The 12,504-nt window shown below is 73.0% G+C and carries 12 protein-coding genes, 1 tRNA gene and 1 pseudogene; 12 read left to right on the forward strand and 2 right to left on the reverse strand.

Annotation, left to right across the window (positions count from 1 at the left end; translation table 11 throughout):
* From D1825_RS18150 to D1825_RS03275, 5 genes and pseudogenes are all read left to right on the forward strand, one after another.
* A pseudogene (locus D1825_RS18150) lies at window positions 1-2,589 on the forward strand (hypothetical protein); the annotation flags it as partial.
* 76 nt (window positions 2,590-2,665) lie between these two features.
* Window positions 2,666-3,115, forward strand: coding sequence for a roadblock/LC7 domain-containing protein (locus tag D1825_RS03260; RefSeq protein ID WP_118766041.1), 450 nt, complete (start codon window positions 2,666-2,668; stop codon window positions 3,113-3,115).
* Between the two features lie 14 nt (window positions 3,116-3,129).
* Entirely contained in the window at window positions 3,130-3,507 is a 378-nt protein-coding gene (locus D1825_RS03265) for a DUF742 domain-containing protein (RefSeq protein WP_118766042.1), read from the forward strand.
* Window positions 3,488-4,099, forward strand: a complete 612-nt coding sequence (locus D1825_RS03270) for a GTP-binding protein (RefSeq protein ID WP_118766043.1) — start codon at window positions 3,488-3,490, stop codon at window positions 4,097-4,099. Before D1825_RS03265 ends, D1825_RS03270 begins: the two co-directional genes overlap by 20 nt.
* 185 nt (window positions 4,100-4,284) lie before the next feature.
* Window positions 4,285-6,045: a collagen binding domain-containing protein gene (locus D1825_RS03275; RefSeq protein WP_118766044.1), complete on the forward strand. Its 1,761-nt coding sequence runs from the start codon at window positions 4,285-4,287 to the stop codon at window positions 6,043-6,045.
* A 36-nt stretch (window positions 6,046-6,081) separates the two neighbouring features.
* Here the strand turns inward: D1825_RS03275 and D1825_RS03280 are convergent, their stop codons facing one another.
* Window positions 6,082-6,933 carry an SDR family oxidoreductase gene (locus D1825_RS03280; RefSeq protein WP_118766045.1) on the reverse strand — a complete coding sequence of 284 codons (852 nt, stop codon included), beginning with the start codon at window positions 6,931-6,933 and terminating at the stop codon, window positions 6,082-6,084.
* A 137-nt stretch (window positions 6,934-7,070) separates the two neighbouring features.
* Between D1825_RS03280 and D1825_RS03285 the strand changes: the two genes are divergently transcribed.
* A complete protein-coding gene (locus tag D1825_RS03285) occupies window positions 7,071-7,412 on the forward strand; it encodes a winged helix-turn-helix transcriptional regulator (protein ID WP_118766052.1) in 342 nt (113 codons plus the stop codon).
* Here the strand turns inward: D1825_RS03285 and D1825_RS03290 are convergent.
* Window positions 7,409-8,089 carry a GOLPH3/VPS74 family protein gene (locus tag D1825_RS03290; RefSeq protein WP_118766046.1) on the reverse strand — a complete coding sequence of 227 codons (681 nt, stop codon included), beginning with the start codon at window positions 8,087-8,089 and terminating at the stop codon, window positions 7,409-7,411. The genes D1825_RS03285 and D1825_RS03290 overlap by 4 nt on opposite strands.
* Before the next feature lie 52 nt (window positions 8,090-8,141).
* On the opposite strand from D1825_RS03290, the gene D1825_RS03295 reads away from it, so the two are divergent.
* The 6 genes from D1825_RS03295 to D1825_RS03320 all read left to right on the forward strand — a co-directional run.
* Entirely contained in the window at window positions 8,142-8,591 is a 450-nt protein-coding gene (locus D1825_RS03295; protein WP_233549597.1) for a hypothetical protein, read from the forward strand.
* Window positions 8,592-8,716: 125 nt separating this feature from the next.
* Window positions 8,717-9,616, forward strand: a complete 900-nt coding sequence (locus D1825_RS03300; RefSeq protein ID WP_118766048.1) for an oxygenase MpaB family protein — start codon at window positions 8,717-8,719, stop codon at window positions 9,614-9,616.
* A 58-nt stretch (window positions 9,617-9,674) separates the two neighbouring features.
* Window positions 9,675-9,767 (forward strand) — tRNA-Ser (locus D1825_RS03305).
* 49 nt (window positions 9,768-9,816) lie between these two features.
* The gene (locus D1825_RS03310) at window positions 9,817-11,271 is read left to right on the forward strand and encodes a glycosyltransferase family 39 protein (protein ID WP_199721482.1); all 1,455 of its coding nucleotides are present in this window, start codon (window positions 9,817-9,819) and stop codon (window positions 11,269-11,271) included.
* Between the two features lie 16 nt (window positions 11,272-11,287).
* Window positions 11,288-11,851, forward strand: a complete 564-nt coding sequence (locus D1825_RS03315) for a sugar O-acetyltransferase (protein ID WP_118766050.1) — start codon at window positions 11,288-11,290, stop codon at window positions 11,849-11,851.
* A 45-nt stretch (window positions 11,852-11,896) separates the two neighbouring features.
* Window positions 11,897-12,504: hypothetical protein (locus D1825_RS03320; RefSeq protein ID WP_118766051.1), on the forward strand; the 608-nt coding region annotated here is incomplete at its 3' end.

The following is a 12,504-nucleotide window of genomic DNA, read 5'->3' on the forward strand; positions in this document are numbered from 1 at the left end:
CCGCGTCGCCGCCGTGGCGACGGCGACGAGCCGTCCGCCGAGTCCGCCGCGATCCCGGTCGCCGCACCGGCGGCGGGCCTGCCCTCCCGTCCACGCAAGACGTTCGACGAGGACAACCTGGTCCTGCCCGCCGCCCCCAGCGGCAACCTGACGGCCGACATCTCGACCGCCGGCTCCGACTGGTCGCCCGAGACCGTCAACCCGGGCGCCGGTGGCCTGCCCAGCCGCACCCGTGCGGGCACCTCCGCCTGGCAGCAGCCGGACGCCGAGACGCCTGCCGCGACGACGCCGGCCTCCCCAGCCGCCCGCGCCGGCCTGTTCTCCGGGTTCCGTGGCCGCACGGCTGCCGAGCTCGCGGCCGACGAGAACGTCGCGTCCGAGTCCGCCGCGGCTCCCGCTGCCGACCCGGTGCGCGCGCCCTGGATGGCTCTCGGCGGTGCGCACGCCGCGCCCGAGGTCCCGATCGTGGTGCCGTCGCTGGTCGACGAGGACGAGGAGCCCTGGGCTCCCGTCCAGGCCGACGCGTCGGTCGACGAGGTCCCCGGCCTGGTCTCCGACGAGGAGCCGGCCGCTGCGTGGGCCGCTCCCGTCGCCGAGCCGGTAGCCGAGTGGACCGCTCCCGTTGTCGAGGAGCCCGCTGCTGAGTGGACTGCTCCGGTCGTGGAGGAGCCCGCCGCCGAGTGGACTGCTCCGGTCGTGGAGGAGCCTGCCGCCGAGTGGACGGCGCCGGTTGTCGACGAGCCGGCTGCCGAGTGGACTGCTCCTGAGGTTGCCGAGCCTGCCGCCGAGTGGACCGCGCCCGTCGTGGAGGAGCCTGCCGCGAAGTGGACCGCGCCCGTCGTGGAGGAGCCCGCCGCCGAGTGGACTGCCCCCGAGTGGGCTGTCTCCGAGGTTGCCGAGCCCGCCGCGCAGTGGACCGCCCCGGCCGTGGAGGAGCCCGCCGCCGAGTGGACTGCTCCCGTCGTCGAGGAGCCCGCCGCCGAGGCGCCGGCCACCGAGTGGGCCGAGCCGGCTGCCGAGTGGACTGCTCCGGTCGTGGAGGAGCCTGCTGCCGAGTGGACTGCTCCCGTCGTGGAGGAGCCCGCTGCTGAGTGGACTGCTCCCGTCGTGGAGGAGCCTGCTGCCGAGTGGACCGCTCCGGCCGTGGAGGAGCCCGCCGCCGAGTGGACTGCTCCCGTCGTCGAGGAGCCTGCAGCCGAGTGGACGGCCTCCGAGGTCGCCCAGCCCGTCGCCGAGCCGGCCCGCGCGTTCACGTCCTACAGCGGCTACGCCGGCTGGTCCGCAGCTGCGGCCGCCGCTGCTGCTGCCGCGCCGTCGTCGTCCGACTTCGAGCGCACGCTCGACGAGGCCCGCGCCTGGCACACCGGCGCGATCCCCGCGATCCCCGAGCCGCACACCGAGCCCGAGGCGGCGCCGGCCTGGCCCACCCCCACCTGGGACGCCGTCCCGTCGTGGGAGGAGCAGGCCGCGGTCGTCCCGCAGCTCGAGGCCGAGGCCGAGCCCGAGCCCGAGGTCGCGCCCGAGCCCGTCGTCGAGCCCGAGCCCGTCGCCGAGGTTGCCCTCGAGCCCGCCGCGGAGGAGCCCGAGTGGGCGCCCACCACGCCGGCCTGGGGTGACCACGCGTGGTCGACGCCCGAGCTGGTCGCGGACGAGGACACGCAGCTGTTCACGCCGGTCGAGGCCGCGGGTGCCGTCGAGCCCCTGTCGCGCCGCGGTGCGGACGCCGAGCCGGTTGCCGAGCCCGTCATCGAGCCCGTCGCCGAGCCCGTCGCCGAGTGGTCCGCCCCCGAGGTCGCCCAGCCCGTCGCCGAGGTCGCCCCCGAGCAGGCCGCGTACGCGCAGCCGGCGTGGGCCCCCACGGCCGTCGGCACCAGCCAGGCGCCCGAGGGCTTTGCCGACGTGGTCCAGGCCGCTCCGGCCGAGAAGGGCCGCAAGCGCTTCGGCCTGTTCGGCAAGCGCAAGAGCGAGGAGGCCGCCGTCGAGGCGCCCGCCCCGCTCCAGCAGCAGCCCGCCGCTCCCGTCGAGCCCGTCCGCTCGTCGGCTTGGGCCCAGCCGGCACAGGTCGCGCCGGTCGCGCCCGTCACCGAGCAGCCCGCCGGCCCGTCGTGGGCCTCCTCGTGGAACGCGCCGTCGGCGCCCGAGCCCACCCCGGTGGCGCCCGAGCCCGTCGCCCCCCACGCCTCCTGGTCCGCACCGGAGTGGGCTCGTCCCGCCGCCGGTGGCGCAGCCCCGCTGTCGTCGGTCCCGCACCCCTCGCTGCCGCCGTCGGTGGCACCGCGGGTCGGGACGCTGGACGACGACGTCGCGGCGATGCTCGCGCTCCGCTCCGACATCCAGGAGCAGGCGCTGTCGGAGCTCAGCCAGCTGTCGGCCTACCGCCCCGCGGCGGTCGGCGGTCAGGCCGAGCGCCTCACCAAGCGCGTGCCGACGGCCATGCCGGCTGCCGCGCCCGGTCCCGAGGAGTCGGCTGCACCCGTGCAGCGCGACGCCGACGAGCTGCGCTCGCGCCTCTCGAACTTCCAGTCGGGTACCTCTCGCGGCCGTCGCGCCGCGGGTGACTCGGCGGATCAGAACAGCACCACATCGTGAACAACCACCCGACCGTCGCCTCCACCACGGAGACGTCTGACCCCGCAGTCTTCGACTGCACCAGCAAGGAGGAAGTGTGACCGCGCTCAGCACCGAGGCAGCCAACTTCGGCTGGCTCCTGGACAACTTCGTCCGGACCGTGCCCGGCACTCGCCACACACTCGTGGTGTCGGCGGACGGTCTGCTCATGGCGATGTCCGAGCAGCTCGACCGCACCAGCGGCGACCAGCTCGCAGCCATTGTGTCCGGCATGTCGAGCCTGACCCGCGGAGCGGCGCGGCAGCTGCGTGCAGGGGAGGTGCGTCAGGCGATCATCGAGATGGACAACTTGTTCCTCTTCCTCATGAGCGTCTCGAACGGCTCCGTCCTTGCCGTGGTCGCCGAGTCGACCTGCGACGTCGGGCTCATCGGCTACGAGATGGCGATGCTCGTCTCTCGCACCGAGGCGACGTTGACCCCGCAGCTCATCTCTGAGATGCGTGGCCAGCTCCCCGTCGACGGTGCGGTCCGAGCGCCGGTCGCCTGAGACGGAGCACCGCGATGAGTGAGCACATCGAGTACGAGGCCAGAACGGTCCGGCCCTACGCCGTGACCGGTGGCCGCGTGCGCTCGGCGCGCTCCGACCTGCCTCTCGAGGCGTTGGTCGAGGCGATGCCGGACGCCGTGATCAGTCAGGGGCTCACGCCCGAGAAGCGCGCGATCGTGCAGCATGCGACGAGCACCTTCATCTCGGTTGCCGAGCTCTCGGCCCTCCTTCACCTGCCTCTCGGCGTGATCCGGATCCTCGTGTCCGATCTCTCCGAGCAGCAGTACGTGCGCGTGCACGCCTCACAGCCGGTCGAGGTCAACACCGGTGAGTCCCCCGCCCTGTCCCTGAGCGTGCTGGAGAGTGTTCTCAATGGCATTTCCGCCCTCTGACGCCGCGGTGGCCGCTCCGGCCGGAACCGCCTCGTCTGTCGCCCCCACCGTCGTCAAGATCGTCGTCGCCGGCGGTTTCGCCGTCGGCAAGACGACCTTCATCGGCTCCATCTCGGACATCGAGCCCCTCAACACCGAGGCCGCGATGACCGAGCACTCTGTCGGCGTCGACGACGCCGGCGGCGTGTCCGACCGCAAGACGACCACCACGGTCGCGATGGACTTCGGTCGCATCGCGCTGCCGGGGTCGCTCTGGCTCTACCTGTTCGGCACCCCTGGCCAGGACCGGTTCCTGTTCATGTGGGACGACCTGGTCCGCGGTGCCATCGGCGCCGTCGTCCTGGTCGACACCGACCGGCTCGACCAGTGCTTCCCGGCCGTGGACTACTTCGAGAGCCGTGGCATCCCGTTCGTCGTGGGTGTCAACTGCTTCGACGGTGTCGCCAAGCACCAGCTCGAGGACGTGCGCGAGGCCCTCGCGATCCCGCCGCACGTGCCGGTGCTGTACACGGACGCGCGCTCGCGTGCGGCCACCAAGCAGGCGCTCATCTCGCTCGTGCAGCTCGCGATGGAGCGTCTGCGCAACCGCTGACGCCCCGCTCGACGACCGACGGCCGGCACCCCCTTCGCGGGGGAGCCGGCCGTCGTCGCCCGCGGTCCGGCGCGGATGCGGCTCTCCCTTCACACGTCCTTCACGCAGGCCTGCCCATGAGCCTTCGGGGCGGGTGGCATGCTGACCGAGGCGCGCGACCGCGTCCGGATGGAAGGTGGCAACCCATGAGCACGACGTTCAGGACGAGCTGGGCTCGAGCGCTGGCGGTCGTCAGTGCGTCGGCGCTCGTCGTCGCGGGGTTGACGGTGTCGGCGCAGGCGGCCGTGTCCCACACCCCGACAATCAGCGCACGTTTCGTCGACGCATCGGGCGCGCCGGTCGCGGGCCTCGAGGTCAGCGTCGTGACGCAGGGTGCCGAATATGTCTACCAGGACGAGCAGCGCACGGCTTCCGACGGCAGCGTCACCCTCAAGCAGCTGTCGAAGGACCGCTTCACGCTCCGCGTCCACGGCGACGAGACGTACCTGGCGATGTACGTCGGCTCGCTCGGCAAGACGTCATGGACCGATCTCGACGAGCCGCTGGGATACCGCCCCCGCTCGACGAACATCGACACGGGCACGCACGTCGTCTCGGCGGTCCCGACCGTGACGGTCGACGTGGCGAACGCGACCGGGCCGCTGTCACTCCACATGCGGCACGTGGACGGCAGCGTGTGGAACCTCCCAGACGACCCCTGGTGGGACGGGGACAACGAATGGAAGATCGATGACTGCGTCCCGACGGGTTCGACGTGCACGTTCGCCCTGCCGCAGGCGTACCTGGTCCCCGGGCAGTTCAAGGTCGATGCGACGTCGCACGCGCAGTCGACCGAGCTCGCGTCATTCCGGGTCACTCCGGGCAAGGCCACGGCCGTGCACCTACACGCGACGACCCTGGCGACGATGAGCGGCACCGTGACGGTCGCCGGCGCGCCGTCGGTCCGCACGATCGACCTGGTGCACGCGGACGGCACCAAGCTCCGGGGAACCTCGGACGCGTCGGGCCATTACGCCATCACCGGGCTGAAGCCGGGCACCTGGAAGGCGATGGTGGTGACCTCGACACCGAAGGCCGGCACGTCGACGACTTTCACCGTGTCGTCGGCCGGGCAGAAGGTCGTGCGGAACTTCGCCGTCGCGACCGATCCCCGCCTCGCCTCGCTCACCGTCCGGCACTCCGGCGAGCTCACCGAGGCCACCCTGACCAAGGGCGGCACGTACCAGCGCACGTTCCAGACCAGGTCGACCGGCAAGGTCACCTTCAACTACCTGGAACCGGGCACCTACCGCGTCTATCTGCGCTCCGCAAAGTCGAAGAAGTTCTTCGCCCAGGACATTGCCGTTGGCACGGGTGAGAAGAGGGTCACGAAGGCCAAGTCCATGACCCGCCCGCTGGTCAAAATCTCGCTGACCTCTCCTCGGTCGTTCCTCCGCATCAATCTGCAGAAGGGCGCCGACCTGTCCGTAGCCGACACCACATACCACAGGGGCACGTACTCCTACTCCCCCCTGTGGGTGATCCCCGAGACAGGCGTACGGGTGACCGTACCTCAGGATCTCGGTGGCGAGGACGGCGACGACAGTGGGTATGTCGGGGCGACGCGAGTCATCGACTTCGACCGCACGACGAGCGCGCTCGTGAAGGACGGCGGCCCGTCGGGACGGCTCGTCGTGAATCTCGTCAACGCGAATGGCGCGCCCATCCAGGCCCTGGTATGGGCCACCAAGAGCGACGGGAGCACGAGCGGCGCACCGACGGGCCCGTACATCGGGAACATGCGGACAGCTCCGTACCAGCTGCACGCGGTGCGTGCGGTCCGGATCCCCGGCGAGGCCATGTACCCGGTCCGGGAGCCTTACGTCATCGGGCCTCTGCCACTCGTTCACCCGGTTGCGGGAACATCGAAGACGGTCACGATCGCCGTCCAGGTCCTGGGAACGTGAGGACTTTCGAGGGCCGTCGCCTGCGTGAGGCATGCATCAGAGCGTGCGGAGCGTCTCCGCGATCGGCGTCGTCGGGCGACCGATGAGCGTGCGCAGGTCGGTGGTCGCGTCGGCGAGGTCGCCGCGCGCGATGCCCTCGTCGAGCGCGACGACGAACCCGACCGTGCCCGCGTCGAGGCCGGCGCCGCTCAGGACCTCCGCGTGCTCGGCCGGGCTGACGGCCTGGTGGACGACCGGCGTCCCCAGCGCCTGCGACACCGCGGCCGCGAACTCGTCGAACGTCCAGGCCACGTCGCCCGTGAGCTCGTAGACGCGCCCCTCGTGCCCGTCGCCCACCGCGACCGCGGCCGCACCCGCGGCGTAGTCGGCGCGGCTCGCGCTCGCGACGCGGCCCTCGCCCGTGCTCGTGAGGATCACGCCGGTCTCGCGCGCCTGGGCGACGGTCTGGACGTAGTTCTCGGTGTACCAGTTGTTGCGGACGATGGTCCACGCGAGGCCCGACGCGCGCAGGAGCTCCTCGGTGGCCTTGTGCTCGGGCGCGAGGACGAGCGCGGTCGTGTCGGCGTGCGGGGCGCTCGTGTAGACGACGCGGCCCACGCCGGCGGCCTTGGCGGCCTCGATCGCGTTGGCGTGCTGTGCGACCCGCTGGCCCACCTCGGAGCCGGACACCAGCACGAGGGTGTCGACGCCCTCGAAGGCGGCGGTCAGCGACGTGACGTCCTCGTAGGAGGCGGCGACCGTGCGCACGCCCTGCGCGGCCAGATCGACGAGGCGCTCGGTGCTCCGGCCGGTCGCGACGACCTGGTCCGGCGCGACGCCGCCCGCGATCAGGTCCTCGACGATGAGTCGGCCCAGCTGGCCGGTGGCTCCGGTGACGGCGATGGTCATGACGATCCTCTCGATGATGCATGCGGGTACGTCGGGCTCAACCGGGACTACAGTCGGTACGTTCCCCAGCTCGGGTACCCACTTCGAGGTCAGGTACGCACGTGACGGTAAGCAACGAGGTCAGCCTGCTGGACCGGATGATGACCGACGGCAAGCTGGCCGCCGGCTGCCCGACCCGGGTGGCGCTCGACCACGTGATGAGCCGCTGGGGAGTCCTGCTGCTGCTCGCGCTCTCCGAGCAGACGATGCGGTGGGGCGAGCTGCGCAGGGTCGTCGAGGGGATCAGCGAGAAGATGCTCGCGCAGACGCTGCGCACCCTTGAGGGGGACGGGATCGTGCACCGCGAGGTCACCGCGTCGATCCCGCCGCGGGTCGACTACTCCCTGACCCCGACCGGCCGCGAGCTCGTGGACCGCCTGCTCCCGCTCATGGAGTGGGTCGCGGACAACGCGGACGCCATCGTCGGGCCGCGTCCCTAGCCGGAGCCTCCGGCGGTCGCCGCCGTCGTCGCGACGATCACCGCCGTCATCGCCGCGTCCATCGCCTGGATCGCCTGCCGGACGGCGTCGCCGATCGCCTCGCCCTGCGCGAGCGCCTTGGCTCGTCGTCGCAGCTCACGTTTGGGCACGCCCACGTCGCCGAGCACGCGCGGGACCTGGTCCACGCCCTGCAGCACGGAGATCACCGCGACCTCCCGCTCGGTCGGGGTGCGGCCGACGACGATCACGTCGTGGACCGCGGCACGGATCGACCGCTCGTACCCCGCGTCGGCCGGCAGGTACGCCCGGGTGGGGAAGAGCCCGAGGATCTTGGACTCCTCGGGGCGCAGCAGTCCTTGCTTGGTGAGGCGGTCCAGCAGCGCGGGTCGCAGGTCCTTGGTGAGCTTGGGCAGCACGTCCCTGGCCTTGCGAGGCTTCTCCGCGACGCGGCGGAGGGCCTCGTCGAGGATCGGGTCGCCGGTGGCGCTCGCGTCGAGCACGACGACGCGGTCCTTGCCGGCCGGGTGCTTCGGCCCCGCGATGGCCACGCGCCCGGTCGTCAGCAGCTCGAGGAGGACGCCGCCGGCCAGCGCCAGGTCGACGCGCTGGCCGCTCGTCGTGGGGCGGCCCGACTCGTCGTCCGTGAGCAGCAGGGCGAGATCCTCTGCGAGCAGCATCGGTCCACCGTATGCGCGCCACCAGGCCGCGGCGATGCGGGATCATATGCGCGTGTCCACCGACCCGACCGCGCTCGTGTACGCGGACGGGTCCGCGCTCTCGCGGTACCTGCCCGGCGCACCCCACGGCGCCGAGTGGAAGTCGTGGGCCTCCTCGAACCTCGCGTCGCTGGTCACGTCCCCGCTGGGTATCAGCGAGCTGCGCGGCATCGCGCGGATGCGAGGCGGCGATGCGCCGGGGATCGCAGCCGACCTGGCGTTCGAGATCCCCGTCGCGCGCTTCTCCGACCAGGCGGTGCGCAAGGCCACCGACGTCGCCGGCGTCCTGCCGCCCTTCGTCGCGCTGCACGTCGGCACCGCCCTCGCCGACCCGGACGTCGCGGCCGTCGCGACGTACGACGTGCACCTGGCCCGCGTCGCCGCGCTCTACGGACTGACGGTCGTCTCCCCGGGCCGCGTCGCCCGCTGGTGGGAACGCGACCCGGCCCCCTGGGTCCGCTGACGGCCACTGCGTTCAGCGTTCCTCGCGCATAGCGGCATCAATGCTGAACACAGTGCTCCGCGCGCTCGGGCGACTCACAGGTGCGGGGCCGTGCGGGAGCGGGCCGGGCGGGAGACGATGGGGGAGTGGTCCTCTCCGCACTGCGCCGGCGTGCCGGTGACTCCCTGTTCGCCCGCGTCGCCGGGCCGGATGGTCCTGCCGCCAGGGCGCGGATCCATGAGACGCCCGGGCCGCGGTGGTTCGAGCCCGGGTCGCCCGTGCGGATCGTGCACGGGGACGCATCGATGTTCGTCGGCGGGCTGCGTGCCCTGCTGCTGCAGGCGCTGCACCCCGCCGCGATGGCGGGGGTCGCGGGTCACTCCGGGTACAAGAGCGACCCGTGGGGCCGGCTCGCCCGGACCAGCACGTTCCTCGCGGTGACGGCGTTCGGGACCGCCGACGACGCGCAGGCGGCGGTCGACCGGGTCCGTGCGATCCACGAGCGCGTGCGCGGGACCTCGCCCGAAGGCGTGAAGTACCGAGCCAGCGACCCGGACCTGCTGCGCTGGGTGCACGTGGCCGAGGTCGACAGCTTCGTCGCGGCACACCGGATGGTCGGAGCCAGGCCGCTCGACGAGGCGGGGTACGACGAGTACGTCGCGCAGATGGCGACCGTCGCGGAGCGGTTGGGCGTGGTGGGGGCGCCGACGACGACGGCCGAGCTGGCCGAGCAGATCGAGGCCTACCGCGCCGAGCTGCGCGCCAGCCCGCAGGCGCGCGACACCATCGACTTCCTGCTGCACCAGCCGCCCGTGCCGTGGACGTTGCGACTTCCGTACCGCGGGCTCACGGCGAGCGCGCTCGTGAGTCTGCAGCCGTGGGCGCGCGCGATGGTGCGCCCCGGGGAGGCGGCGCCCCGGCGCGACGCCCGAGCAAGGCGGGCCGGGCGCATCGTCACCCGACTCATCCGGTGGTCGCTCGCGGCGACCCCCGACGCGCCACGGCCGGCGACGACGAGGCCCGCAGCCGAGCCGTCGCCCGCCTGAGCGGAACGGCCCGCGCCGAGGCCCATGTGGCAGACTCAGCCCGCCGCTTCGGCGGCACGGAGGGCTGGCTGAGTGGCCGAAGGCGCTGGTCTTGAAAACCAGAGGGGCGGTGAACCCGTCCTCGCGGGTTCGAATCCCGCGCCCTCCGCCACCATTCGAGGCGTTGCGGCGTGTCAGACCCCCGCGCCATGCTGCCTGGCATGCCGCCGATCGCCCGGAGGCCCCTCTCGCTGGTCGGTGCCGCGACCAGCGTCCTGCTGCTGCTGTTCAGCGCCCGGTACGGCTACCACCGCGACGAGCTGTACTTCCTGGTCGCGGGCGGCCACCCGGCGTTCGGGTACGTCGACCAGCCGCCGCTCGTGCCGCTGCTCGCGCACGCGGTCGATGCCGTGTCGGGCGGGTCGATCGTCGCGCTACGGGCCGTCGCCGCCGTGGCGGCGGGCGTGCTCGTCGTCGTCGGCGGCCTGATCGCCCGCGAGCTGGGCGGCGACCGGGACGCGCAGGTGCTGGCCGCGGTGTGCGTCGCGATCTCCGGGACGACGCTCGCGCCCGGGCACCTCATGACGACGACGATCGTCGACCTGCTGGTGTGGTCCGTGCTGCTGTGGCTGCTGCTGCGGTGCGTCGGGGTGGGACGCGCGCCGACGAGGGAGTGGCTGCTGGTCGGGCTCGTCGCGGGCATCGGGCTCGAGGTCAAGACGCTCGTCGTGGCCCTGCTCGCCGCGTGCCTCGTCGGGCTCGTGGTCGTCGGGCCGCGTGAGGTGCTCCGGTCGTGGCGCGTGCTCGCGGCCGCGGCGATCGCGCTGGCGTTGTGGGCGCCGAACCTGCTCTGGCAGGCGACGCACGACTGGCCCCAGCTCGAGCTCAGCCGCGCGATCGCGGTCGGCGGCTCGGCGACCAGCTCGTCGCCCGCCGAGTTCGTCCTGCTCCAGCTGGTGCAGGTCTCGCCGGTCCTGGTGCTGGTGTGGGGACCGGGCCTGTGGCGCCTGTGGCGCGACCCGGACGTGCGGCGGGCGCGGTTCGTCGTCGTCGCGTACGTCGTGCTGTTCGTCGGCTTCCTGCTCACCGGCGGCAAGGCCTACTACCTCGCCGGCCTGTACCCGACTCTGCTGGCGGCGGGCGCGGTGCCCGTGGTCGCGTTCGTCCGACGAGGCTCCGGCCGCGTCCTCGGCCTCGCCGTCGCGCTCGGCGTCTCGCTGCTCGTGACTGCCGTGATCACGCTGCCCGTGCTGCCGCCGACGATGCCCGCGGACACCCCCGTGCCCGACCTCAACTCCGACTCCGTCGAGACCGTGGGGTGGCCGGCGCTCGCGGACACGGTCGCGGCGGTCGTCGCCGAGCAGCCGCCGGGCACCGTCGTGCTGACTGCCAACTACGGCGAGGCGGGCGCGCTCGCGCGCTACCGCCCCGAGGTCGAGGTCTACAGCGGGCACAACGCGTTCTGGTCCTGGGGGCCGCCGCCCGCGGACGCCACGACCGTCGTCGCGGTGGGCATCGCGCCGGCCGAGCTGCGCCGGTGGTTCGCGTCGACGACGCTCGTCGACCGGATCGACACCGGGGTGGACAACGAGGAGCAGGGGGCGCTCCTCGTCGTGGCGTCGGGGCCCCGGCAGGAGTGGGCCGTGCTCTGGCCGCTCATGCGCCGGTTCGGCTGACCTAGGCTCGACCTTCATGAGCGACGAGCGATCCCAGTACGAACGCATGGTGGCCGGCGACTGGTACGAGGCGGACGACGAGATCGCGGCGCTGACCCGTGCTGCGCAGGCCCGCGCGGAGCGGTTCGCGGAGCTGGCCCGGGGCGACGACGCCGCGGGCGCTGTCGCCGCGCTGCACGAGCTGCTCGGCTCGGTGGGCGACGACGTCTGGATCCGTCCGCCGCTCTACGTGGACTACGGCGTGCACACCTACGTGGGCGCGCGGACCTTCGCCAACTTCGGCCTCGTGCTGCTCGACGTCGCCCCGATCCACATCGGCGAGGACTGCCAGATCGGTCCGAACGTGCAGCTGCTGACGCCTGTCCACCCGGTCGAGCCCGAGCCCCGGCGGGCGAAGCTCGAGGCCGCCAAGCCGATCACCATCGGCAACAACGTCTGGCTCGGCGGCGGCGTCATCGTCTGCCCCGGCGTGACCATCGGCGACAACACCGTGGTGGGTGCGGGGGCTGTCGTCACCAAGGACCTCCCGGCGAACGTCGTCGCGGTGGGCAATCCCGCGCGGGTGGTCAAGCAGATCTGACGGCACCGGGAGCGGCGGCCCCGGAACGTGAGGCAGACTCGGGGGGTGCAGAGCGCTGGGCAGTTCCGGACGTACGACGAGCGCGACCAGCAGGCGGTGACCTTCGAGGATGCCGTCAGCATGTGGTCGCTGGCCGCGCGGGAGGTGCTGCTCGAGACCGCCGCCGACTACCACGCGGTGGTCACCTACCCGATCCTCGGTGACGCGGTGCAGAAGTCGACGGGGGTGCGGACCACCAAGTCGGTCTTCCAGTGGGTCGACGACGTGCTCGCCCGCGTGACCGCCGAGTGCGCCGCGCGCGACGAGCCGTTCCTGTCCGCGCTGTGCGTGCGCGCCGACGGCAGCGTCGGTCCCGGCTACGCGCGTGCGGTCGTCGCCGCGACGGGTCGGCGCCCCACCGATCCCGACGAGCACGCCGCGCGCGAGCGGCTGCGCTGCCACCAGACGTTCGGCGCCGAGCTGCCCCCCGGGGGTGGGGTCGCCGCGATGCCGACGACCACGCTGCGCCGCGCCACCACCCGGCACACGTCGCGCGGGTCGAGCAGCACCACGAGCCGGTCGCCGAGCGCGTCGGGCTCGTCGACCACTCGCCCCACGCCGCCGCCGCGCCCCCCGCGCGCGGCGGCGCGCATCCCGGGCGCTCCCGCGGCCCC

It is taken from the genome of Cellulomonas rhizosphaerae (assembly GCF_003470205.1).
Lineage (GTDB): Bacteria > Actinomycetota > Actinomycetes > Actinomycetales > Cellulomonadaceae > Cellulomonas > Cellulomonas rhizosphaerae.